The following is a 25,019-nucleotide window of genomic DNA, read 5'->3' as shown; positions in this document are numbered from 1 at the left end:
TCAGGTCGCCCGCGGCTCGACGAACATCCGGCCCCGCATCTCCATATGGAGCGCGTGGCAGAACCACTGGCAATAGTACCAGTAGACACCCGGCTGCCCCGCGACGAAGGTGACGGAGGCGGTTGCCTGCGGCGCGACCTCCATCGCGACACCGTGGTTGCCCATGGTGAAGCCGTGGGTCAGATCGTCGATGTCGTCGAGGTTGGTGACATAGACCGTCACCTCGTCGCCTTCCTTCACGGTGAAGCTCTGCAACGCGAATTCGGGCGCCTGGCTCGACATGTAGACCCGGACCTTGTCGCCGTCGCGGATGACCGTGTCCTGCCAGTCATCGAGATCGACGCCATCCGCCTCGGCCTGCATGCGGGCATCCGCCCACATCGGATCCTGCCGGTTCCACGCATTCAGCGGGTTGACCTTGCTCGCATGGACGAGGATCGAGTCATGCGGTTCGGCGAAGGTCGGACCGTCATGGGCAAGTGTCAGCGTATCGCCGTCGATGACGAAGAGCTGCTCGTTCTCGGGCTTCAGCGGACCGACGTTCAGGAACCGGTCCTTCGAGAACTTGTTCATCGAGATGTAGTATTTCGCCGCCGCGTCGAGCGTCTCGCCCTCGGCGGTGGAGTTGTGGCCCGGCTGGTAATGAACATCGGTCTTCGACAGGATCGGGTCCTCGCCCGCAACCGCCTTGTCGAGGTTCCACTTCACAACCTGGCTGTCGAGGAAGAGCGTGGTGTAGCAATTGCCCTGACCGTCAAAGCAGGTGTGTAGGGGCCCGAGACCCAGTTCCGGCTCGGCCACGACGGCCGACCGCGGCTCGGCGCCGTTGTAGAACACGTCGTCCAGCTTGCGCACGTCGATCACCGAAACCGTCGGCGACAGCTTGCCGCCGATGCAGAGGTGGATCTTGTCGGGCGCCATGTTGCAGCCATGCGGGTTGTTCGGGATCGGAATGTAGCGGGTGTAGTTTTTCTCCGACCCCTTGCGGCCGTCGATCACCTTGACGCCGTTCAGTTCCTGATAGTCTCCTGCCTCGATCCCTTTCTCGATCTCGGCGATGTTGAAGACCACGACATGGTCCATCTCGGCCGCGGTCATGTCGGCAAGGGTCATCCCCATTTCCGAGTTGTACGACGTCGAGAAGGCATATTTGCCGTCATAGTCCGCGTCGGTGTTGTCGAGGTTGCCCGTCACCATCACCTGCCAGGCGATGGTCATGTCGTCGGCGTTGATCGCGGTGTAGAAGTTCACGTACTGCGCCGGATCGTCCAGAACCTGACCATCATTGACCATCGGCACCTCATCCTCGCCATTCGCGAAGACATAGTTGGTGCGCGGCCATTTCTGCGGGCGCAGACCGTGGATGCCCTTGGCATTCGGGATCTCGATGATCTTGTCGCATTTCATGACGTCGCCACGCACACGGGCGACCCGCGTGTTGGCCTTGTCGTTCATGAACAGGAACCGCCCGTCATATTTGCCTTCGGTGAAGGACATGTGGACGTGGTGCAGGTCGCCGTTTCGCGGGAATTCCAGCCCGTTCGCGGCGAGGTACTTCTTGGTCTTCTCGGTCAGGCCCTCGGTCAGGATCTTCTTCGATTCATTGGTGATCCCCCAGCCGGTGGCCGAGCAGATGTTGAAGACCGGAACCCGCATCAGTTCACGCATCGACGGAATGCCGAGAATGCGCATCTCGCCGGTCTGGCCCGACGACCAGAAACCGTAATATTCGTCAAGCTGGCCCGGTGCGACATTGGCCGCCTCGGCCGCGTTCGCGGTTTTGGTGCCGGCCAGCGTGGCCGCGCCAATGGCGCCGCCGGTCAGCGCGAGACGTCCGCCAAGCCCTCCGGCGATTGCCGCGCCGCCCGCTGTTGCGCCAAGCAATGCCCGGCGGCTGAAGCCTGATTTCAGTTGTTCTGTCATGGTATGGACTCCTTTCAACTGGAAGCCTGTGGTTTGGGTGAGTTGGGGTGATGCCCGAGATCAGGGGCAGGCGAGGCGGCAACGCTGTCGCGCCGCTTCGCTTTCCTGATGACGACCGGGCACTTGGTCGTGGACTGGTACAAAAGCTGGCAATGCAGGCAGTTCACGCATTCGTTCGGATTGATCTCGCCGGTCGGGTGAATGGCCTGCACCGGGCATTCATTGGCGCAGGTCTGACAGGGGTGACCGCATTCGTGATACCGCTTGAGCCAGTCGAACATCCTCAGCCGCGCCGGAATTGCCAAAGCCGCGCCGAGCGGGCAGAGATAGCGGCAATAGAACCGCTCGACGAAAAGCCCCGCGATCAAGAGCGCCGCCGCATAGGCGACAAAGGGCCAGGCGCGGACGAATTTCAGAATGATCGCGGTCTTGAAGGGCTCCACCTCGGCCAGATGCTCGGCCTGTTCGATGCTCATCAGCGATACGCCGAAAAGACCAAGGAAAATCATGTATTTAAGCGGCCATAGCCGTTCGTGTAGACCCCAGGGCAGGGTCCATTGCGGGATGTGCAGGGCCTTGGCCGCGCGGTTCATGAGCTCTTGCAGCGCGCCGAAGGGACAAAGCCAGCCGCAATAGGCGCCCCGCCCCCAGAAAAGCAGCGCCGCAGCGACCGAGAACCACAGGATGAAGGTCAGCGGGTCGAGCAGGAAGGCCTGCCAGCTGAACCCCGATACCAGCGCGCCGAACAGGGCCATCAGGTTTACGACCGACAGTTGCGCGTTGGCGTACCAGCCGAGGAAGACGAGGGTAGCCGTCAGATAGGCGATGCGGAACCAGAAGAAGGCCCGCGCATTCCGTGTGGCCCAGGTCTGGAAGAAGAAAACCGCCGTCAGGACGAAAAGCATCGCGCCGAGAACCGCGATCTCGGTCTGCGATCCCAGCCAGATCCTCTTCCACAATTCGGCCTGCGCCGCGCTTTCCTCCTGCCCGGCAATCCCCTCGGCGGCAGAGGGTTCGGCCACCGGCGCAACCGCAACAGGGCGCAGGTAGGATTGCGGCAGTTGGTAGCCGAGGTCGAACGTCGTGAAGAGCTTTTCGATCGCCCCAACCTCGCGCTGCACCAGAAGCTGGATGCGGAAGGGTTGCGTCGGATCGAAGCCCGCATCGGCGGGGATCTTGAAGATGTCGGTCTCAGCAAAGACCGGTGCGCCATCCGCCGCCACCGCCATCAGGCGTTTGTGCATGCGGTCACGGAACCGGACGGAGATATCGCCTTGGATCAGCACGATCCGGTCGAAGATCCCGCCGCGCACATAACCCGAACCCTTGAAGCTATAAAGGCCCCGACCGACGATCACGATCGCATGCTCGCCCGGCTTCAGCCACCCGGTGAGGTTGGCGTATTCCGCCTCGCCGAGGATCGCTTTGCCGATCGCGGGCACCGATACCAGCGCCGTCTGCATCTCGATGAATGTCGTCTCGTCGGGTACGGTCAGCGGGCGTTCGGCTGCGCGCTGGTCTGCAAGCGCGGCAAAGGCCCCGTTGACCTGCCCCGCATCCAGGGACAACCGGCGGAGCGTGCCGTCGCCCTCCATCTCCATCCAGCCCTGCGGGGCAGTGGCCTCGGGGTTGAGCTCATAGACGGGACCGCTGGCCTTTTCCTCAGGCCTAAGGCCGCCAAGACCAAGCGCTCGGGCCACCTTCAGGCCCGACCGCACGATGGAATCGTCGATCACCATCACCGTGACCGTCGCGCCTGAGATGATGTCGACATCGTGGGCAGTGCCGCCCGATTCCGCCTCTTCGACGAGATCAAGGCCGACATAACCGGCGGCCATCTCCTTCATCTTCGAATCCGGAATGCCGATCAGGACGATGGGTTCGGAATGCTTCACCAACTGGACGCCGATGATCCGCGCATCCTTGTCGACGGCCACCATCGTGTGGATCGGCTTGCCGGAATATCCCGTCGTGCCGACGAAATCGCTGGTGACGAAGGCCCAGCCGATGGTCTCGCCGCCCTTCAGCACGGGGGCCACCGCAACATCTTCCCGCGGCGCGCCGAACCCATCGGCCCCCTGCACGAGCGCACCGGCTGAAATCTCGGGCAGGAACTTGGAAAGCACCGTTTCCGCTGCCGCCGGAAGCGCGGCAAACCAGAAAACGGTCAGGCTGAGGAGAACTCGGAACCAATTCATTGACGGGCATCCTTGAAATGTTGCCCGCAAGTCCGGCGCGGTCCAAGATCGGTCGAACCGGCTTCGATGAAGCCCGTTCCGGCTACCGAAAGATGCATACACACCGGGGCAGCCTGTGCCGGATCAAGTCGCTGTGGTTTGTCGGACGGGGGCCCCCGCGATTGCCGACGCATGTAGCGGGGTGTGCGCAAGGCAATTGTCGCAGGGCGAACGCCTCGATAGCGGCGCGATAGCCGGGCATGTCCCGAGGCTTCGGACCCGATCAGGCCGGGAACGGAAAGCGCGATGCACAAAGGGCACTTGGCGCAGTCCGATCCACGCGGCACGGGGGTTCCGTCGGCGCTCACATAAATCGTCTGCGCACCGTCTTCCGAACAGATCACCATTGCCACGGCGTCTCCAGCGACACCCATGGCATGCACGCGCGGGCCACCGGCAAACCCGACAGCCAGCGCGATTGCCAGCACGATCAAAAGGCGGACACTACAGAACATGCCGCTGCGACCCATTGGCCGTCTCGTCAGGTCTCTGATCTGGTTCCATGCGGTGCGGTGCATATCGTCTTGCTGCGGCATGTTCTGTGCCGGGATCGGCACGACCGGGACACTTTCACCTGCAACCGCCGGATGCCTTGACTTTCGTCACGGGCGTTGCGGTATATTCGCATCCGCAGAAAATTGCCGCTCCGCAGCAAGTGCGCACCATCACAGGCCGCCACCCGAACCTGGCCACCCTGCCGCTCCTCCCACCGCAAACGACGCAAAAGCCACAATCCGCACCCGCCGCCCCTGTCAAGGCGTTGGTTTTTCTGGACCAGCCCTGTCCAGCCCGCTAATCTGCCATCAAAACGGGGCGTTACGACCCCGCGAATTGAGGCAGAAATGGCGTTTCCCGAGCGGTTTTCGAACCTGCCAGATTACGCGTTTCCGCGATTGCGGACGTTGCTCGACCACCACGAACCGGGGGGCGAGCCCATTGTCATGACCATCGGCGAGCCGCGCCATGCCGTTCCCGATTTCGTCGGACCGATCCTGCAAGCCCATCTGAACGAATTCGGCAAATACCCCCCGAACGATGGCACGCCGGGGCTTCTGGCCGCCATCGCGGGCTGGCTCCGCCTGCGCTACGGCGTCGACCTGCCACCGGACCGGATCATGCCGCTGAACGGTACGCGCGAAGGGCTGTTCGATGCCTGCATGGCGCTTTGCCCCGAGGTGAAGAACGGTCAGCAGCCGGTCGTCCTCATGCCGAACCCGTTCTATCAACCCTATTCCGCCGCTGCGCTCAGCGTGGGTGCCGAACCCGTCTATGTACCCGCAGGCCCCGCCACCGGCTTCCTGCCGGATTACACAAGCCTGCCCAAGGACATCCTCGACCGCACCGCGCTCGCCTATCTCTGCTCGCCCGCGAACCCGCAGGGTGCTGTCGCGCATCGCGACTACATCGCCGAGGTGCTGCACCTGGCCGAGAAACACGATTTCATCCTTCTGTCCGATGAATGTTATTCCGAGATCTGGCGCGACCAGCCACCTGTTGGCGCCCTTCAGGTCGCGGATGAGATTGGCGCCGATCCCGAACGGGTCGTGGTCATGAATTCGCTTTCGAAACGCTCGAACCTTGCGGGTCTCCGTTCGGGTTTCGTCGCCGGCGGGGCCGAAGCGATCAGACGCTTCCGCCAGTTGCGCGCCTATGGCGGATCGCCCCTGCCGCTACCCGTCCAGCATGTCTCGGAAAAGGCATGGGGCGACGAGGCGCATGTGGACGCCAGCCGCGCGCTCTATCAGGAAAAATTCACCATCGCGGACAAGGTGTTCGCGAATGTGCAGGGCTATCAGGGCCCCGAAGGCGGCTTCTTCCTCTGGCTGCCCGTCGATGACGGAGAGGAAGCGGCGCTGAAATCATGGTGCGAGACGGGGGTCAGGGTGCTCCCCGGCGCGTATCTGGCCCGCGAGGTTGGCGGGCATAATCCGGGTAAGGGCTACATTCGCGTGGCGATGGTAGCTCCAAAAGAAGAAATGCGGCGCGGGCTGACGATGCTCCGCGACTGCCTCTACGGTTGAGGGATAAGGGTATGGCATCTTACCAGGCACGACAGCGCGATCCGCTTCTGGACCAGAACATTCAGGCTGCGCTGGAACGGCGGGGCAAGGAACTTCTGGGTATCGTGTTCTGCGTGGCCGCCCTTCTGGTTGTGCTGATGCTGGCAAGCTACTCGCCCGATGATCCAAGCTGGTTCGCCTCGACCGATGAACCTGCACAGAATCTGCTCGGCCGGTTCGGTGCCGCCATCGCCCTGCCGCTCGTCGTCATTGCCGGACACGGGGCCTGGGGGATCGCCGCGATCCTTGCCGCCTGGGGCGTGCGTTTCGTCACCCATCGCGGCGAAGACCGGGCACTTTCGCGCGTCATCTTCGCACCGATCGCTGTTGCGCTGATGTCGGTCTATGCCTCGACCCATGCGGGCGGGCCCGACTGGCAGCACAGTTTCGGCCTTGGCGGGCTTTTCGGCGATACGGTCCTTGGTGCGGTCCTTGGCATCGTGCCGGTCAGCGCCACGTTCGGCCTCAAGGTCATGTCGCTGCTCTTTGCCATCGGCACACTGGCCATGACGCTTTTCGTCATGGGGTTTGAGCGGCGCGAGGTGAACGCCATCGGGCGCTTCCTGCTGGTGGGCACCATCGTCGGATATGACTGGGTCATGCGCATGCTGGGGCAGGGGGCCGTCGCTTCGGTCAAGGGGGCGCAGGCCCTTCAGGAACGCAGCCGAAACCGCCGCGATGCCGTCTTGGAGGATGACGAAGACTGGCGTGAAGACCGCAACGACGCCTCCGCAGTTTCCCCGGCCGTCCGCGCCGCCGTCCTGCGCGCCGACGCGCGTTATGCCGAACCCGTTGCCGAGGCCCCCGTGAAACGCGGCCTTCTGGCCCGCGTGGCAGGTCTCGCGCTGGGCCGGTCGGATGAGGCCCATGCCGATCCCGAACCCGAACTCATCGAACCCCGCCTCTCGCGCTGGGCGCAGACGGCAGAGGCCCCGCCCGAGGATCGCATCCGCGCCCGCATCGCCGACGCGGTCAAGACCCGCACCGTCCATGTCGCCGATGGCGAGCCGCGCCAGCGGGTGGAGCCGCCCCTGACAACCGCCCGCACGGCCGGGGAACCGCCGCTCAGCGCCGCACCCCGCTTCATGCCGGGCCAGCGCGCCAGCGCACCGATGGTCGAGGCCGATATGCCGGGCCCTCTGACCGCCGAGCCGCTCTTCGATCCCGACGGCAATGACGACTACGCCTTCGACGACGACGCCTACAGCGCCCCGCCCTCCGCGGGCCAGCGCAGCATCGTCCAGCACACGACCCGCAAGGCCCCCGCCCCCTCGCGCCAGGCACTGGCCGAAGCCCAGCCGCGCCTGAACTTCGAGGATTCCGCAGGCCCCGAATACGAAATGCCGCCGCTCTCGCTTCTCGCGAACCCCTCCTCGGTCCAGCGCCGCCCGCTCTCCGACGAGGCCTTGCAGGAAAACGCCCGCATGCTCGAAAGCGTGCTCGACGATTACGGCGTGAAGGGCGAAATCGTCTCCGTCCGCCCCGGTCCCGTCGTCACCATGTACGAACTGGAACCCGCGCCGGGCCTCAAGGCCAGCCGCGTCATCGGGCTCTCCGACGACATCGCGCGGTCCATGTCCGCCCTTTCCGCCCGCGTCTCCACCGTCCCCGGCCGCACCGTCATCGGCATCGAACTCCCCAACGCCTTCCGCGAAAAGGTCGTCCTGCGCGAGATCCTCTCCGCCCGCGACTTCGGCGACAGCGGCCTCCGCCTCCCCCTCGCCCTCGGCAAGGACATCGCCGGCGAGCCGATCATCGCCAACCTGGCGAAAATGCCCCACCTGCTGATCGCCGGCACCACCGGCTCGGGCAAGTCCGTCGCCATCAACACCATGATCCTCTCGCTCCTCTACAAGCTCACGCCCGAGGAATGCCGGCTGATCATGATCGACCCCAAGATGCTCGAACTTTCCGTCTATGACGGCATCCCGCATCTCCTCTCCCCCGTCGTCACCGACCCCAAGAAGGCCGTCGTGGCCCTCAAATGGACCGTGGGCGAGATGGAGGAGCGCTACCGCAAGATGTCCAAGATGGGCGTCCGCAATATCGAGGGCTATAACGGCCGCGTGCGTGAGGCGCTCGCCAAGGGCGAGATGTTCAAGCGCACCGTCCAGACCGGCTTTGACGAGGAAACCGGCGACCCGATCTTCGAGACCGACGAATTCAAGCCCGAGGCCCTGCCCTACATCGTCGTCATCGTCGATGAGATGGCCGACCTGATGATGGTGGCCGGGAAAGAGATCGAGGCCTGCATCCAGCGCCTCGCCCAGATGGCCCGCGCCTCCGGCATCCACCTGATCATGGCGACGCAGCGTCCTTCCGTCGATGTCATCACCGGCACGATCAAGGCCAACTTCCCGACCCGGATCAGCTTCCAGGTCACGTCGAAGATCGACAGCCGCACCATCCTCGGCGAAATGGGCGCCGAACAGCTCCTCGGCATGGGCGACATGCTCTACATGGCCGGGGGATCGAAGATCACCCGCATCCACGGGCCCTTCGTCTCGGATGAGGAGGTGGAGGAGATCGTGACCCACCTCAAGTCCTTCGGCCCCCCCGAATACATGTCCGGCGTGGTCGAGGGCCCGGATGATGAGAAAGAGGCCGACATCGACCTCGTCCTCGGCCTCGGAGGCGACGGCAGCGAGGACGCGCTCTACGATCAGGCCGTGCAGGTCGTCCTCCGCGACCGCAAGGTCAGCACGAGCTACATTCAGCGCAAGCTCGGCATCGGCTACAACAAGGCCGCGCGTCTGGTGGAGCAGATGGAGGAAGAAGGCCTCGTGTCGGCGGCCAACCATGTCGGCAAGCGGGAAATCCTCGTCCCCGAACAGTAGGGCGGGGTTCTACCCCGCACCGTAGGGTGCGCATTGATTGCGCACCTTTCACACCGCCCCGCCACATCTATGCGCAATGAATGCTCATCCGATGGCTTACTGGTGCCGGAGCAGTAGGGGCGACAGAAGTTCGGTATCTCTAAGAGGGTTTTCTATCTGACAGCTTCCAGTATCCCCGCCTCGGAGACTCAATCATCCCACGTTCCTTCAGCCGATGGAGGTGCGTACGAAAGGTGTTCGCTTTTAGTTCGAAGTTTGCTAGAACGGCGACCTTGTACAAGGCTGATGTGGAAAGCGATTTGCTGGCCTCACCTAATTCATCCAAGATGCGCTGCTCAACCATCACACGGTTGGCGCTGTTCTTGCGAGTGACGTCCCTTAGTGCGTTGTTCTCCCACCTAGCCTTCATGAGCTGCCGTTTGAGGGCGTCTTGTTCTCGGCGTAGCTCCATGATCCTTGCGTCGATCTCTTCGATCTCGCGGATCAGTCGCGTCTCGTAGTAGCTGCGTTCGTCGTCAGACAATGTTGCACTTTCTGTTATGAAACAAAGGTATGCGTAGTGATACGAAAGATATGCAGCATTTTCAATACAATATGAACTTGACAAATTGCTCAGGAGACTGTAGCAACAACGCTTAAGCGTTGTTGCTACAGTCTCCTGACGTTCGAAACAACTAACGTTGCGAACGCTATTGATTCTTTACGAATCAACGATATGTATGGTCTCGACATGGCCGGCCCCTCTGCAACCTGAAAGGGTAGTAAGGGTCGGTTTTATTTTGTAATGTTGACTTGTGGCTCCCGGCTTAAAACCCTTCAAGACTTTGGACGAGCAGATAGCAATCCTGCGGGCTCGCGGGATGGCAATTGGCGATGTTTCAAAAGCTAAGCAGTGTCTGGCAAGGGTCGGATACTATCGCCTAAGCGCCTATTGGTATCCCTTCCGTCGGTTTCTTATTCTGCCAAACGTCGGACGCGGCAGACCACTGTTTCACACATTCGACGAGTTCGTGCCAGGAACGAAATTCGAGGAGGTGATCGACTTCTACGTATATGACAAAGAGCTACGTCTTCTTGTCAGCGACGCGTTGGAGCGGATTGAGATTTGCCTCCGGGCTCAAGTCGCCAACCTCCTTGGGGCACGTGACATGCACGCTCATCGAAGCGCCGCGCAGCTACACGGAGACTTCACTACAAAACGAAGCCGTAGAAATAACAGGTTTACTCGGCATCAGGACTGGCTTCACAGTCAAGATGACAAATTCAACAAGTCGAAAGAGGACTTTGCAGACCATTTTCGTAAGAAATACAACGGCCTCCAACCCCCTATATGGGTTGCTACTGAAGTGTGGGATTGGGGAATGCTTTCCCATTTCGTTGACGGTATGCGCCATTCGGACACGAATGCTGTCGCATCTCACTATGGAAAACTTACCGGAAAAGAATTGGTCACTTGGGTTCACGCTTTGAATGACGTGCGAAATATATGCGCACACCATTCGAGGCTTTGGAACCGCGGTCTAAAAGTTCAGCCCAAGTTTCCGCCCATGGGAGATCTGCCAGAGCTGGACCATATTCAGGGCAATACTCACAGCCAGACGCGTCTCTACTGTGCCCTTCTCATTATGTGCATCATGATGCGGAATATCCATCCTGCGACTGAGTGGCACAAACGGGTCGTTGACCTTGTAACACGCGCTCCTACAAATCCAATCATTGATTTGAATGCGGCTGGCTTTCCGATGAACTGGGAACAAGAAGCTATCTGGAAATAGCGAGCGTAGGGTGGGGTTCCACCCCACCATCCGCCCAGCGGCGGGGTAGAACCCCGCCCTACGACTCCCCCCCCCTCACTTCCCCAACCGGTAATCCCGGAACTTCCGCATCCCCTCCAGTTCCTTCTTCTCCTCCGCCGCCTTCTCCCGCGCCTCGCGGGCGTCGGTCTCGGCGATGGCGTGGTCGAGGATTTCGCGGGTCAGCGCCTTCATCTCCTCCGCATGGGTGGGCGCGTAGCGTACATCCTCCGGCCCCGTCACCAGACCCGCCAGCCGGGCGAGCATGAAGGTCCGCAAGACCGCGTTCATCCGCGTCAGGTGCCCCGCCCCCATCGCCCGGAAGAAGGCGACGACATCCTCATCCAGCCGCAGCGTCACCTTGACCTTCCCCGGCACCGCCGGCCCCTCGGCAATCGCCCGCCACGCATGGGGCAGGCGCAACGAGTCGTTCAGCCCCCAGCGCAGGTCAGCCTCCAGCCCCCGCATGGTCTCGGCCAGTTCGTGATAGGCGGCGATCCTCTCCTTCTCGGCTTTGGTCTGTCGGGTCATAACGGCCTCCGAACGCGGGGCCCCATTCATCGCAGAGGGAGGTGAATCCCCGGTTCCCCCACCGCGCGCCCTGTCGGGACGGATGCCAGACGGATACCCGACGCGAAGCGGACGGATGTGGGCCTATTTCGACCGGCGAAAGAACCGGGCCCGGGAATACAGCTCCTCCAGCCGTTTCATCCGCGCCTGCGTGTCTTCCCATGTCAGGCTCTGCACCGCCGCCATCAGCGTTTCGACCAGCACCTGAATGGCCACCGTCGAGTCCCAGGCCGACGGCACCTCGATATGCGCCGACAGCCGGTACCGCGCCCGTTCAGCGGCGGGCGAGACCCATTGGTCGGTGATCAGCACCACCTCCGCCCCCTGATCGGCGGCCATCTCGACCAGAGATAACACGTTGTTTTCATAGCGTCTTATGTCAAAAGCCAGCACCACATCGCCCTTGCCCATGTCGATCAGCGCAGGGGGCCAGGCGTTGGACATGTCGGAAATCAGCGTCACATTCGGGCGAATGACCTTCATATGGGTGACGAAATAATCCGCCATCGCATGGGTGATCCGACCGCCCATGGCAAAGATCTTGCGTTCCTTGTCGGCCATCAGCCGCGCCACGGCGTCGAATTCGGCATGGTCGATCTGGCCCAAAGTGGCCTGCAGATTCCCCACCACCGCATCCGCAAACCGGTTGAGAATATGCGTATCCGGCACCCCCCCCGCCCAGCGGTCATGCTTCGTGATGGGGGAAATCAGGCGCTCCTCAACCTCGGACCTGACCACGATCTGAAAATCCGGATAGCCCTTGTAGCCAAGCTTCTGCACCAGCCGCACGACTGTTGGCGTTGACACGTCCGCAGCCTTTGCCAGTGCTGTTATGGAGCCGAGAACCGCCACCGGATAGTGCCGGGTGATGTGCGAGGCAAGCTGCCGTTCGGCCCGAGTCAGCGCATCAAAATGCGCCTTGATCTGCTGTTCGATGGTTCGTGTGGCACCGGGCATCGCGTCCTCCCCCTCAGCCCGGCGACCATCCGGTACTGCTTGCGTAACGATTGTAACAGAATTTCCAAACAAGAAAACATCTTGACAGAAACGCGGCTGACGGAGGAGCCTTGTGACAGTGAATCGGGGAGGATTTCGGGCGAATGGCGGGGGCCAGTGACAAGACCCTTCCGGTCGTGACGACCGAGAACCGCGAGGGAGGCGGGCCGTTTCTGATCGTCTGCGAACATGCCTCGAACCATTTCCCGCCTGCCTTCGGCACCCTCGGGCTCGATGCGGAAACCCGCAAGGCGCATATCGCCTGGGACCCGGGCGCGCTGGGCCTGGCGCGCGGGCTGGCGCAGGCGCTCGACGCGCCGCTGGTTTCCGCGGGCATCTCGCGCCTCGTCTACGATCTGAACCGCCCGCCCCATGCCCCCGGCGCGATGGCCGCGAAAAGCGAAGTCTTCGAAGTGCCCGGCAATGTGGGCCTGGCACCAGAGGATCGCCAGCAGCGCACCGAACTGATCTATCTGCCCTTCCACGCCGCCCTTCACGCCGAAATCGCCCGGCTTCTGGCGAAGGGCAGTCCGCCGGTCATCGTGACCGTGCACAGTTTCACGCCGGTCTATTACGGCCAACACCGCGAGGTGGAACTCGGCATCATCCACGATGCCGACCCGACTTTCGCAGAAGCGGTTCTGGCCGAGGCGCAATCCCTCACCGGCCTAACCTGCCGCCTGAACGAGCCCTACTCGGCCGCCGATGGTGTCACCCATACGCTCCGCCTTCAGGCCACGCCCTACGGGCTGCACCACGTCATGCTTGAGATCCGTAACGACCTTCTGGCCGACGATCTTGCCATCGCGTCCATGGCCGACGGGCTTGCCCCCGTCTTGACCGCCGCCCTGACCCGGATCGGAACAACCGAAAGAAAGGCAACCGCCTGAAATGCCGAACTGGACCCGAACCTTCGTGCAGTATATCGATGCCGTGAATTACCGCATCGGGCGCTTTGCCATGTACCTTCTCTTCGTGCTGATGGGGGTCATGCTCTGGTCGTCCTTCGCACGCTCGGCGCTGACCCCGGCGATCTGGACGGATGAGACCGGCCAGTTCCTGCTTCTGGGCTATTTCATGCTGGGCGGTGCCTATTCGCTGCAACTCGACAGTGCGGTCAGGATGGACCTCTTCTACAGCCGCTGGAGCGACCGCACCAAGGCGCTCGTGGATGTCATCACCATTATCGCGCTGATCTTCTATCTCGGCGTCCTTCTCTACGGTGCGGTCGAAAGCACCGCCTATGCGATCGAATACGGCGAAAAGCGCCGCGGGCTCTGGCAGCCCTATATGTGGCCGGTCAAGGTCGTGATGTGCGTGGGCATCGTGATGATGATCCTGCAATGCACCTCGATCTTCTTCAAAGACCTTGCGAAACTCCGCGGTGAGGACCTGTCATGACCCCCAACCTCATCGCCATGTCGATGTTCGGCGCGATGCTGGTCCTCCTTTTCTCGGGCCAGCGGATGTTCGGCATGATCGGCTTTGTCGCCGTGGTCGCCGCACTTTGGCTCTGGGGCGATCGCGGCGGTTATGACATCGCCTTCGCCCAGTCCATCAAGCTGATGAGCTGGTTCCCCCTGATGACGCTGCCGATGTTCATCTTCATGGGCTACGTCCTCAGCGAAAGCAGGCTGGCCGACGACTTGTACCGGATGTTCCATGTGTGGTTCGGCCCGGTGCCCGGGGGCCTCGCCATCGGTACGATCTTCCTCATGGTGCTGATCTCGGCGATGAACGGGCTTTCGGTCGCGGGCATGGCCATCGGGGCCACGATCGCGCTGCCCGAGCTTCTGCGCCGCAACTACGACAAGCTGATGGTGACGGGCGTCATTCAGGCCGGATCGTCGCTCGGCATCCTGATCCCGCCCTCGGTCGTTCTGGTGCTTTACGCGATGATCGCGCGCCAGCCGGTGGGCAAGCTCTGGCTCGCCGGTGTGCTGCCCGGCCTGATGATGGCGGCGATGTTCATCATCTACATCTGGATCCGCTGCAAGATCACGCCCTCGCTTGGCCCGGTCCTGTCGGCCGAGGAGCGCGCGCAGGTCAGCCGCGCCGAAAAAATCCGCCTCTTGCGCGCCGGGCTACTGCCCTTTGGCATCTTCCTTGCGATGATGGTGCCCTTCGTTACCGGCTATGTCCGCCTCGTCGAAAGCTCGGTCATCGGTGCGCTGGCCGCGGTTCTTGCCGCCGTCGTCAAGGGCCGCATGACCTGGACGGTGTTCGAAACTTCGGCCCGTCACACACTGGCCATCTCCTGCATGTTCCTCTGGATCATCCTTGCCGCCCTCGCCTTCGGCGCGATCTTCGACGGGCTCCGCGCGGTCGATGCGCTGAAGGGGCTGTTCCTTGAGGACCTGCACCTGAACCGCTGGACCGTGCTGATCATCATGCAGCTGACGTTCCTTCTGATGGGCACGTTCCTTGACGACACCGCGATGCTGGTGATCGTGGCACCGCTCTATGTGCCGCTCGTCGACGCGCTGGGCTTCGACCTGATCTGGTATGGTGTTCTCTACACCATCACGACGCAGGTCGCCTACATGACGCCGCCCTTCGGCTATAACCTCTTCCTGATGCGGGCCATGGCCCCGCCTGAAATTTCACTGGCCGACATCTACCGCTCCATCATTCCCTTCGTGGCCGTGATGATCCTCGCCTTGGCGCTTGTAATCATGTTCCCTGAGATCGCGCTCTGGCTGCCCGAAACACTTTACAAACAATAAGGCGGGTCAACCGCCGATGAACCCGAACTGCAACAAGGAGGAAAGACCGATGACCACGAGACGCAAGTTCCTGACCACTGGCGCCGCAGTGGGGGCCGCTGGCCTCGCCGCGCCCGCTGTACACGGCCAGTCCGTCATCAAATGGCGGCTTCAGACCTATGCTGGCGCTGCGCTGGGTGAACACGTGATCAAGCCCGCCATCGACAGCTTCAACAAGATCGCTGAAGGCCAGATGGAGATCGAGCTTTACTTCGCTGACCAGCTCGTACCGACAGGCGAGCTCTTTCAGGCGATGCAGCGCGGCACGATCGACGCGGTGCAGTCGGATGACGACTCGATGGCCTCACCGACCGAGGTGACCGTCTTCGGCGGCTACTTCCCCTTCGGCTCGCGCTATTCGCTCGACGTGCCCGCGCTCTTCCACAACTGGGGGCTCAACGAAATCTGGGCCTCGGAATACGAAAAAGTCGGCGTCAAGCATATCTCGGCCGGATCGTGGGACCCCTGCAACTTTGCAACCAAGGACCCGATCAACAGCCTTGCCGATCTTCAGGGCAAGCGCGTCTTCACCTTCCCGACCGCTGGCCGGTTCCTGTCCAAGTTCGGCGTCGTGCCCGTCACGCTGCCGTGGGAAGACATCGAGGTTGCCGTGCAGACGGGCGAACTGGACGGCGTCGCATGGTCGGGCATCACCGAGGATTACACGGTTGGCTGGGCTGATGTGACCAACTACTTCCTGACCAACAACATCTCGGGCGCATGGGTCGGCCATTTCTTCTCGAACATGGACCGCTGGAACGAACTGCCCGCGAACCTTCAGGAACTGGTGCGCGTCTGCTTCGACTCGAGCCATTACTACCGCCAGCACTGGTACTGGGCGGGCGAGGCGCGGCTGCGCGTCGAAGGCACCAAGATGCAGCTGACCTCCATTCCCGACGAGGAATGGGCACAGGTCGAAGCCGCCGCCCGCGATTTCTGGGAAGAGATCGCAGCGGAAAGCGAGACCAAGGCCAAGATCGTCGGCATCTTCAAGGCCTATAATGAGGCGATGGACAAGGCCGGACGGCCCTATCGTTACGGCTGATCACAACAATCGGGCGGCGGCCAGCCCGCCGCCCGGCACCTTATGAAACTGTACGAATCCCGCTGTTCAATAATTTGATCAAATGATATCTGCAGGGGCCAGGCGGATAAGAAATCCGCGCGACAGAGACTGATACAAGGGAGTGGCTCAATGCCCGCCAATCTGACATTCGACGCGCTGAAGAAAGCCGTCGCCGCCGGTGAGATCGACACCGTCCTCGCCTGTTTCCCCGACATGCAGGGGCGGCTGATGGGCAAGCGCTTTGTCGCGAAGCATTTCGTCGACGGCGCATGGGAAGAGACGCATTGCTGCAACTACCTCTTGGCCGTTGATGTCGAGATGTACACGGTGCCCGGCTACAAGTCGGCAAGCTGGTCGAAGGGTTACGGCGACTACGTGCTGAAGCCCGACCTCTCGACCCTTCGTCATGTCCCGTGGCTCGAAGGCACCGCGATGGTGCTTTGTGACCTCTTGGACCATCACACGCATGAGGAAGTCGCCGTTTCCCCCCGCGCGATCCTGAAACGGCAGATCGCCCGCGCCAAGAAGATGGGCTTTGACGCGATGATGGCGACGGAGCTGGAGTTCTTCCTTTTTCAGGACAGCTTCGACGACCTGAATGACCGGGGCTACCAGAACCTTCAGGCCCTTGGCCGCCACAATATCGACTATTCGATCTTTGGCACGACCAAGGAAGAAAGCGTGATGCGGGCGATCCGCAACGGGCTTTGGGGTGCAGGCATTCCGATCGAAAACTCCAAGGGAGAGGCGGAAGTCGGGCAGGAAGAGATCAACGCGAAGTATTCCGACGCGATGGACACCGCCGACATGCACGCCATCATCAAGAATGGCGTAAAGGAAATCGCCTTCCAGAAGGGCCGCGCGGTGACTTTCATGGCCAAATACAGCCATGAAAAGGCGGGCTCGTCGAGCCATGTGCACCAGTCCCTGTGGAAGAACGGCAAGCCCGCTTTCCGGGATGAGAAGGACCCGCATGGCATGTCGGACCTGATGCGCCATTACGTGGCCGGGCAACTGACCTATGCCCGCGAATTCACCCTCTGCCTCGCGCCCTATATCAACAGCTACAAGCGCTTCGTCGTCGGCATGTTTGCCCCCACCAAGGCGGTCTGGAGCTTCGACAACCGCACGGCGGGCTTCCGCGTCTGTGGCGAGAACACCAAGGCGATCCGTGTCGAATGCCGGATCGGCGGGGCCGACCTCAACCCCTACCTCGCCTGCGCCGGTCTGCTGGCGGCGGGTCTGGCCGGGATCGAACAGAAACTGGAACTGGAACCCGCGATCACCGGCGACATCTACCACGCCAAGCGCGTGCGCGAGATTCCGCACACTCTGGGCGAGGCGGCGAGCCTGATGAACAAGTCCGAGATGCTGCGCGCTGCGTTCGGCGACGACGTGGTGGATCACTACGTCCATGCGGCGGAGTGGGAGATTCACGAACAGAACCGCGTCGTGACCGACTGGGAATTGAAACGGGGCTTTGAACGGCTCTGAGGATAACGGGCGCCACCGGGCGCCGAGTGAGGACCAAATGACCAAGATGATCCAATGTATCTCGCCCGTGGACGGGCGGGTCTATGCCGAACGCGCGCCCCTGTCGCCGGAGGCGGCGGCAGCCTCAGTGGCGCGGGCCAAGGCGGCGCAGGGCGCATGGGCCGCCCGCCCCCTTGAGGACCGCATAAAGATGGTGCAGGCGGGGGTCGCCAACCTGAACGCCGACAAGGACCGGATTGTCGAGGAACTGGCCTGGCAGATGGGCCGCCCGACGCGCTTCGGCGGTGAGTTCGGCGGTCTCAATGAACGCTCGAACTTCATGGCCGGGATCGCGGCTGAGGCGCTTGCGCCAATGGTGGTTGAGGACAGTGGCACCTTCGCCCGCCGCATCGAATTCGCGCCCCATGGCGTTGTCTTCGTCGTGGCACCCTGGAACTACCCCTACATGACCGCGATGAACACCATCGTCCCGGCGCTCATCGCCGGGAATTCGGTCATCCTGAAACATGCCAGCCAGACCCTCGTCGTCGGCGACCGCATCGCCGAGGCGCTGCACAAGGCGGGCGTGCCCGAGGATGTGTTCCAGAACATCGTCCTCGACCATTCAGGGACCGAGAAACTCATCGCCGACCGCTCCTTCGGCTTCGTGAACTTCACCGGCTCCGTCGGCGGCGGGCAGGCCATCGAACGGGCCGCAGCGGGCACCTTCACCGCGCTCGGGCTCGAACTCGGCGGCAAGGACCCCGGCTACGTGATGGAGGATGCCGATCTCGACTGGGCCGTCGATACGCTGATGGATGGCGCGATGTACAATGCAGGCCAGTGCTGCTGCGGGATCGAACGCATCTACGTAAACCACAGGCTTTTTGACGACTTCGTCGAAAAGGCGGTGAACTGGGTCAATACGCTGAAACTCGGCAACCCGTTCGATGCCGAAACCACGCTCGGGCCGATGGCCAACAAGCGTTTCGCCGCCACTGTCCGCGCCCAGACCGAAGAGGCCGTGGCCGCAGGCGCCAAGACCCTGATCGAACGGCAGAACTTCCCGGCAGATGATGGCGGGGCGTATCTGATGCCGCAGGTTCTGGTCAACGTCGATCACTCCATGCGGGTGATGACCGAGGAGAGCTTCGGTCCCGTCGTCGGCATCATGCCGGTGAAGTCCGACGAGGAAGCGCTCGCCCTCATGAACGACAGCCCCTATGGCCTGACCGCCAGCCTCTGGACTCAGGATCAGGACCGCGCCTGGAACATTGCGCGCAAGATCGACACGGGCACCGTCTTCATGAACCGCGCCGACTACCTTGATCCGGCGATCTGCTGGACCGGCTGTAAGGATACCGGCCGTGGCATCGGTCTTTCCAAGCTCGGCTACCAATCCGTCACCCGTCCCCGTTCCTATCACTTCCGCAAGGTGAAAACATGACCGCGCCCACCGCCAACTGGTCCTATCCGACCGCCGTCAAATTCGGCCCCGGCCGCATCAGGGAACTTGCCGATCACTGCAAGGCCGTGGGCATGAAGAAGCCCCTGCTCGTCACCGACAAGGCGCTTGCCGCTCTGCCGATCACGGCGCAGGCGCTCGATATCCTCGACGCTGCCGGCCTCGGCCGCGCGGTCTTTTCCGAGGTTGATCCGAACCCCAATGAGATGAACATGGAGGCCGGGCTGAAGGTCTACCGCGCCGGGGGCCATGACGGCGTCGTCTGTTTCGGCGGTGGCTCGGCGCTCGATCTTGGCAAGATGGTCGCGCTGATGGTCGACCAGAAAGTGTCCGTGTGGGAGCTTGAGGATATCGGCGACTGGTGGACCCGCGCCAACCCCGCGACCATCGCCCCGATCATCGCCGTGCCGACCACGGCGGGCACCGGATCGGAAGTCGGCCGCGCGGGCGTTCTGACCAATTCCGCGACCCATAAGAAGAAGATCATCTTCCACCCGAAACTCCTGCCCGCCGTCACGATCTGCGACCCCGAACTAACCGTGGGGATGCCGCGCTTCATCACCGCAGGTACCGGCATGGACGCGCTCGCCCACTGCCTTGAGGCCTATTCTTCACCCTTCTACCACCCGATGTCGCAGGGCATCGCGCTGGAAGGCATGCGGCTCGTGTTCGAGAACCTGCCGAAGGTCTATGCCAACCCGACCGATTTGGAGGCACGCGCCCATATGATGAGCGCCGCCGCCATGGGTGCGGTGGCCTTCCAGAAGGGGCTGGGGGCGATCCACTCGCTCTCCCACCCGGTCGGCGCAGTCTACGGCACCCATCACGGCACCACAAACGCTGTGGTGATGCCGATGGTTCTGGACTTCAACCGCCACGCCATCGAAGGCCGCATCGAACAAGCCGCCGCCTATCTTGGCATCAAGGGCGGCTTTGACGGCTTCCGGGCACGGGTCATGGACCTTCGGGCCGAACTGTCCATCCCCGAAAACCTCACAGCGATGGGGGTCGAGGCATCGCGGCTCGACGAACTGACCGAAATGGCGCTCGAAGACCCGTCCTGCAGCGGCAACCCGGTCGAGATGACGCGCGACAATACCCGCGCGCTCTATCAGGCCTGCATGTAAGCACCACCTCCGTCCCGACACCTGTCGGGACGGAGGCTGTACGCATGCCATACGAAAGCCGCCCGCCCGCCATACGGGGCTTTCGTTGCATTTTTGCAAAAGCACTGGCGGCAGACCGTCCGAAAGACACGTTGGGGTAAGCTTGCCTCTGGAGGCGCACCGCCAAGCATGTATAGTGCCCCCAAACCAAGAATGGAGAGCAGGTTGCGGGGGCAGCATAGCGCAAGACTGGCACTGGCGGGGGCCGCGACATTCGGCGCGGTGATGGCCTATGCCGATCCGATCTTGCAGCAGACACCGGGCACGTTCGGCCTTCCGGGCCTGATTGACATGCCGACCGCCGAAAGCGCGCCGGAAGGCACGCTTGGCGCGACGTTGTTCCGGTTTGAGGGCGGTCTCAGGATGACGGCGACCTTCCAGGTCACCGACCGTCTGTCGGGGGCCTTCCGCTATTCCCGGGTGCCGGACGTCTTCACGGGCGGATCGGACCTTTACGACCGTTCTTTCGATCTTCACTACCGGATTCTCGACGAAAAGGGCTGGCGCCCCGCAGTCGCCGTCGGTCTGCGCGACTTCGTGGGAACCGGCATCTATTCCGGCGAATACCTCGTTGCCACCAAGACCATCACCCCGCGCTTCAAGGCGACGGCGGGCCTTGGCTGGGGCCGGCTCGGCAGCAATGGCGATATCGGCAGCCCGTTCGGCGACCGCCCGCCGCTGGATTTCGGTGAGGGTGGCAAGGCCAATACCGACCAGTGGTTCCGCGGACCGGCAGCACCCTTCTTTGGCCTTGCGTGGCAAGCCACCGACAAGCTGAGCCTCAAGGCGGAATACTCGTCTGACGCCTATGATACGGAAACCGCCGCCGGAACATTCAACCGCGACAGTTCAGTCAATCTCGGCTTCAACTACGCGATCAACCGGACGGCCAGCCTGTCGGGTTACTATCTTTACGGGTCCGAGGTCGGGCTTCAGTTCAACCTCGCCATCGACCCGCGTCGGCCGGTGGCGCCGAGCGGTCTGGAAACCGCACCGCTCCCGGTTCGGCCACGGCCCACCCGTGCCGCCGATCCGGAGGGCTGGGGGTCCGACTGGGTCAACGACCCCGAGGTGCAGCCGGGCGTTCAGGCAGCGATTGCCAAGGCGCTTGAGAATGACGGTCAGATCCTCGAAAGCATGTCGCTCTCGACGACAAGGGCCGAAGTGCGCGTGCGCAACGAACGCCACCTGACCCAGCCGCAGGCAGTGGGCCGCACCGCCCGCATTCTGACCCGCGCCGTGCCGTCCTCGGTCGAAACCTTTGTCATCACCTCGGTCGCGAACGGCATCCCAACCTCGTCGGTCACGCTCCAGCGCAGTGATATCGAAGCACTGGAAAGCGACGCCGCCTTTAAGATGCTGCGCACGGCAGAGTTCAGCGACCCCCTGAATGGCCCGGACGAGGGCCTCGTCCAGACGCCGGGCGTCTATCCCCGGTTCAGCTGGGCGCTGACGCCCTATGCCGAAATGTCGGTCTTCGACCCCGACGATCCGGTACGCGCCGATGCCGGGCTTCAGCTCAAGGGCCGCTATGAATTCGCACCCGGCCTGGTCCTGTCGGGCAAGGTTCGCAAGAAACTGATCGGCAATCTCGACCAGTCGACCCGGGTGTCGGATTCGATCGTGCACCACGTCCGGTCTGACCTTGTCGAGTACCAGAAAGAGGGCGACCCCGCGCTCCACAACCTGACCTTCGCCTGGTATTCACGGCCCGCCCCCAACCTTTACGGGCGCGTCACCGTCGGTCTTCTGGAACGCATGTATGGCGGCATTTCGGGCGAGCTTCTGTGGAAGCGCGTCGACAGCCCCTTTGCCCTCGGCGTCGAGGTAAACCGGGTCAAGCAGCGTGACTTCGACACGCTGTTTTCGTTCCGGGACTATGAGACGACGACTGGCCATGTGTCGGCTTATTACGATTTCGGCAATGGCTTCCACGGCCAGATCGACGCCGGGCGCTATCTGGTCGGTGATTGGGGCGCGACCTTCACGCTGGACCGCGAATTTGCCAATGGCTGGAAGGTCGGCGCCTATGCGACCGTCACCGACCTCTCTTCGGCTGAGTTTGGTGAGGGCTCGTTCGACAAGGGTATCCGGCTGACGATCCCCGTTGCCTGGGTCACAGGCCAGTCCACGCGCACCAAGGTGTCGACCGTGATCAAGCCCCTGAACCGCGATGGTGGTGCACGGCTCGACGTTGAAGGCCGGTTGTACCAGACGATCCGCGACACCCACCAGGGCGACATGCAAATCCAGTGGGGGAGGTTCTGGCGGTGATCGGGCGTTTTCCGGCAAGGTCGGCCTTGCTCGTCTCTCTTTCTGTGCTTCTGGCGGCCTGCGGCAGCGACCGGTCACAGACCGAAGGCGGCCGCGCCGCTTTGGGCGCGGCAAAGACCATCGCCGCCAAGATGCGCGCGGGCAAGACGCCCGCCCAAACGCCCGATCCCGAACAGATGGCCGCCGCGGCAAAGGCCTCGTTCGACGGACCGCTGATCCTCGCCCAGATCGAGAACACCGGGCTGATGACCGTCCTTGGCGAATACGGCCGCAACGGGCCGGTGCGCACCTATTCCACACCGAACAAGCAGACCCTGTCGTTACGAGGCGGCGTGCTGATCGCCTCACGCGGGCTTGGGTTTGACCTGATGTCGTCTGACACCGGGAACTCTGTCGCGCTGATCACCGGACGGCGGTCGGGGACCAGCGACCGCTCGTATCGCTATCTCGACGGCGAGTGGCGCGAACGGCCCTTGCCGATGACCTGCACTTATCAGCCCGGTGCGGCAAAGACGCTCAGCTTTGCCGGGACGAGCTATGCCACGGTTCAGATCGACGAAACCTGTCTGGCGAAGGGTCAGTCGCTGACGGTGACGAACAGCTACTGGGTGACCGGCAACGGCACGATCGCACTCTCGCGGCAATGGATCGGCCCGGCGCTGGGCCATGTCACAGTGCAGCTTGTCCGCCCTTGACGGGGGGCGATACCGGGACTGGAACACAGGATCCGCAGAACGGGGTCGTCGTCCAAGATCAACCGCACGAATGCTGCGGTTCTCCCGTTTCCTCAATGGCGTCCGGCTCTCGGGCCTTGAAAGCCGGACGCAGCTCTTGTCGCCAGTGAATTAACCAAGATCAATAATCGTGACGTCGTTCGCCCCACGGACGCAGCACTTGGATGCAACGATGTCGGAGTTTTTGGATTGACCCGGGAAGAATGGTGCGCTGAAGGGACTGTGATTTCAACCCTATGGTATTGATTTGGTGCATGTAAAAAATGCGGTCAGACAAAAAGACCCCCAATAATGCCCCCAATCGTTGCGTTGGCTCGAAATTCTCCCACCATCCGATCTGGTTTAAGATCCGGCGTATCTAGGCTCCGCGTAGACCTTTGCACTGATGCGTCCGGCCCTTTCCGGACCTTCCCGGCGCACAGATGGTGCGGTGCAGCATTCTTTAGAGCGGCCATTCGAGCGCCGCGCAGCATACTTGCTGCGGACCCGTGGGGGTGGCTCGGCAGTGCCATCTGATCTCGGCACTGACAGCGGAGAACCCGACTCGAACCAACGCGCTCGTTCGAAGCTCTTTGACGTCAGTTGCCGCGCAACGCGTCATCTCGGGAGGTGGTGAGACATTCACTTGTCGACCAAGTGCGCGCAACGTTCCTGTTGGGATTCAATGCATTAAACTGATTCTTCCTGATTATATTTAATCTCTCTTGTCAAATAGATAATGCGGAATCTAACCTGATACCAATTTACGTCTTCAAAAGGCGCCTTGCGCGCGAAAACAGGGAGTTGGAAATGGGACTTGCCTTGAACTCACTAATGCCTCGACTGCGGGTGGTCGCAGCGGCGGTTCTGCTGACGCCGGTCGCCGTTACAGGGGCAAACGCCCAGGACCTGAACGATACCGCGGCATCGGATGGTGTGCGCGTCGCCTATTTCAACTAAGCGCCCTTCGCCTACGTGAACGACTCCGGCGACGTGATTGGCACCGATGTCGAGATACTGAAATCGGTTCTGTCCGAGATGGGTCTCGAAGTGTCCGAGGAAGTGGCAACCGATTGGGGCAATCTCATACCCGGGCTCAAGGCGGGCCGCTACGATGTCGTTGCGGCGGGAATGTTCGTCAATCCCGGCCGCTGCGCCGAAGTAGCGTTCTCCGAACCGACCTTCGGCATCAAGGCGACGTTGATCACCCCGAAAGGAAATCCGAAAGGGTTGAACCGGTACGAGGACATTCTTTCGCAGGGTGCCGTGCTCGCGGCTGTATCCGGCACGGCTCAGGTTGCGGCGGCGCTTGATCTTGGCATTGCCCGCGAAAACGTGCAGGAGTTTCCGGATGCGCCGACTGCGCTTGCGGCGCTTCGCGCGGGGCGTGCAGATGCATTCGGCGTGGATGCGCCGAGCGCGCGCCAGATCATTGCCAACCTGCCTGAGGCAGACATGGATATGGTCGAGCCCTTCGATGAGATCGGCGGCAAATCGGCGGTGGACCACGGAGCGTTTGCCTTCCGCAAGGAAGATCAGGCCTTTGTCGACCGGTTCAACGAGGCCATGCGTGGCTTCATCGGAACGGACGCCTATATTGCGATCAACGAGGCGCACGGGATGACGGCTGACGAAGCGCCAGTCAAATCCGTTTCGGAACTCTGCGGGCAATAGGTGAATC

19 protein-coding genes and 1 pseudogene are annotated in these 25,019 nt (G+C 62.2%); 14 read left to right on the top strand and 6 right to left on the bottom strand.

Annotation, left to right across the window (positions count from 1 at the left end; translation table 11 throughout):
* The 3 genes from nosZ to QKW60_RS16480 are packed head-to-tail and all read right to left on the bottom strand — an operon-like array spanning position 1 to position 4,696.
* On the bottom strand, positions 1 to 1,923 hold the full coding sequence (nosZ, locus tag QKW60_RS16490) for a TAT-dependent nitrous-oxide reductase (RefSeq protein ID WP_282370283.1): 1,923 nt from the start codon (positions 1,921 to 1,923) through the stop codon (positions 1 to 3).
* 14 nt (positions 1,924 to 1,937) lie between these two features.
* On the bottom strand, positions 1,938 to 4,121 hold the full coding sequence (locus tag QKW60_RS16485; RefSeq protein WP_282370281.1) for a NosR/NirI family protein: 2,184 nt from the start codon (positions 4,119 to 4,121) through the stop codon (positions 1,938 to 1,940).
* Entirely contained in the window at positions 4,118 to 4,696 is a 579-nt protein-coding gene (locus tag QKW60_RS16480) for a DUF2946 family protein (RefSeq protein WP_282370280.1), read from the bottom strand. Before QKW60_RS16480 ends, QKW60_RS16485 begins: the two co-directional genes overlap by 4 nt.
* Positions 4,697 to 5,002: 306 nt before the next feature.
* On the opposite strand from QKW60_RS16480, the gene QKW60_RS16475 reads away from it, so the two are divergent.
* Positions 5,003 to 6,181, top strand: a complete 1,179-nt coding sequence (locus QKW60_RS16475; protein ID WP_282370279.1) for an aminotransferase class I/II-fold pyridoxal phosphate-dependent enzyme — start codon at positions 5,003 to 5,005, stop codon at positions 6,179 to 6,181.
* A gap of 11 nt (positions 6,182 to 6,192) precedes the next feature.
* Positions 6,193 to 9,057, top strand: coding sequence for a DNA translocase FtsK (locus QKW60_RS16470; RefSeq protein WP_282370278.1), 2,865 nt, complete (start codon positions 6,193 to 6,195; stop codon positions 9,055 to 9,057).
* Positions 9,058 to 9,196: 139 nt separating this feature from the next.
* On the opposite strand, the gene QKW60_RS16465 is transcribed toward QKW60_RS16470, so the two are convergent.
* On the bottom strand, positions 9,197 to 9,580 hold the full coding sequence (locus tag QKW60_RS16465) for a hypothetical protein (protein WP_282370277.1): 384 nt from the start codon (positions 9,578 to 9,580) through the stop codon (positions 9,197 to 9,199).
* A 337-nt stretch (positions 9,581 to 9,917) separates the two neighbouring features.
* Here QKW60_RS16465 and QKW60_RS16460 point away from each other — a divergent pair, with 337 nt between their 5' ends.
* Positions 9,918 to 10,832 carry an Abi family protein gene (locus QKW60_RS16460; protein WP_282370276.1) on the top strand — a complete coding sequence of 305 codons (915 nt, stop codon included), beginning with the start codon at positions 9,918 to 9,920 and terminating at the stop codon, positions 10,830 to 10,832.
* A 75-nt stretch (positions 10,833 to 10,907) separates the two neighbouring features.
* Here QKW60_RS16460 and QKW60_RS16455 read toward each other — a convergent pair whose 3' ends face one another.
* A complete protein-coding gene (locus QKW60_RS16455) occupies positions 10,908 to 11,381 on the bottom strand; it encodes a BrnA antitoxin family protein (protein WP_282370275.1) in 474 nt (157 codons plus the stop codon).
* Between the two features lie 123 nt (positions 11,382 to 11,504).
* Positions 11,505 to 12,377, bottom strand: a complete 873-nt coding sequence (locus QKW60_RS16450; protein ID WP_282370273.1) for a MurR/RpiR family transcriptional regulator — start codon at positions 12,375 to 12,377, stop codon at positions 11,505 to 11,507.
* A 143-nt stretch (positions 12,378 to 12,520) separates the two neighbouring features.
* Here QKW60_RS16450 and QKW60_RS16445 point away from each other — a divergent pair, with 143 nt between their 5' ends.
* The 11 genes and pseudogenes from QKW60_RS16445 to QKW60_RS16395 all read left to right on the top strand — a co-directional run.
* The gene (locus tag QKW60_RS16445) at positions 12,521 to 13,306 is read left to right on the top strand and encodes an N-formylglutamate amidohydrolase (protein ID WP_282370271.1); all 786 of its coding nucleotides are present in this window, start codon (positions 12,521 to 12,523) and stop codon (positions 13,304 to 13,306) included.
* Between the two features lies 1 nt (position 13,307).
* A complete protein-coding gene (locus QKW60_RS16440) occupies positions 13,308 to 13,817 on the top strand; it encodes a TRAP transporter small permease subunit (RefSeq protein WP_282370269.1) in 510 nt (169 codons plus the stop codon).
* Positions 13,814 to 15,142, top strand: a complete 1,329-nt coding sequence (locus QKW60_RS16435) for a TRAP transporter large permease (RefSeq protein ID WP_282370267.1) — start codon at positions 13,814 to 13,816, stop codon at positions 15,140 to 15,142. Before QKW60_RS16440 ends, QKW60_RS16435 begins: the two co-directional genes overlap by 4 nt.
* Before the next feature lie 49 nt (positions 15,143 to 15,191).
* Positions 15,192 to 16,226, top strand: coding sequence for a TRAP transporter substrate-binding protein (locus QKW60_RS16430; RefSeq protein ID WP_282370265.1), 1,035 nt, complete (start codon positions 15,192 to 15,194; stop codon positions 16,224 to 16,226).
* Positions 16,227 to 16,376: 150 nt separating this feature from the next.
* Positions 16,377 to 17,741 carry a glutamine synthetase family protein gene (locus QKW60_RS16425; protein ID WP_282370263.1) on the top strand — a complete coding sequence of 455 codons (1,365 nt, stop codon included), beginning with the start codon at positions 16,377 to 16,379 and terminating at the stop codon, positions 17,739 to 17,741.
* A 37-nt stretch (positions 17,742 to 17,778) separates the two neighbouring features.
* Positions 17,779 to 19,167, top strand: coding sequence for an aldehyde dehydrogenase family protein (locus QKW60_RS16420; protein ID WP_282370262.1), 1,389 nt, complete (start codon positions 17,779 to 17,781; stop codon positions 19,165 to 19,167).
* On the top strand, positions 19,164 to 20,312 hold the full coding sequence (locus QKW60_RS16415) for an iron-containing alcohol dehydrogenase (protein ID WP_282370261.1): 1,149 nt from the start codon (positions 19,164 to 19,166) through the stop codon (positions 20,310 to 20,312). Before QKW60_RS16420 ends, QKW60_RS16415 begins: the two co-directional genes overlap by 4 nt.
* Positions 20,313 to 20,516: 204 nt before the next feature.
* Positions 20,517 to 22,625, top strand: a complete 2,109-nt coding sequence (locus QKW60_RS16410) for a YjbH domain-containing protein (protein WP_282370260.1) — start codon at positions 20,517 to 20,519, stop codon at positions 22,623 to 22,625.
* Complete coding sequence (locus QKW60_RS16405; protein ID WP_282370258.1) at positions 22,622 to 23,320, top strand: YjbF family lipoprotein; 699 nt, start codon at positions 22,622 to 22,624, stop codon at positions 23,318 to 23,320. The genes QKW60_RS16410 and QKW60_RS16405 overlap by 4 nt, the downstream gene beginning before the upstream one ends.
* An 828-nt stretch (positions 23,321 to 24,148) precedes the next feature.
* Positions 24,149 to 24,298 carry a hypothetical protein gene (locus QKW60_RS16400; protein WP_282370256.1) on the top strand — a complete coding sequence of 50 codons (150 nt, stop codon included), beginning with the start codon at positions 24,149 to 24,151 and terminating at the stop codon, positions 24,296 to 24,298.
* A 12-nt stretch (positions 24,299 to 24,310) separates the two neighbouring features.
* Positions 24,311 to 25,012 (top strand): annotated as a pseudogene (locus QKW60_RS16395) (transporter substrate-binding domain-containing protein); the annotation flags it as partial.
* Between the last annotated feature and the right edge of the window lie 7 nt (positions 25,013 to 25,019).

The sequence above is a fragment of the Albidovulum aestuarii genome (assembly GCF_029961185.1).
Taxonomy (GTDB): Bacteria; Pseudomonadota; Alphaproteobacteria; order Rhodobacterales; family Rhodobacteraceae; genus Albidovulum; species Albidovulum aestuarii.
This window is presented reverse-complemented; position numbering and strand designations above follow the sequence as displayed.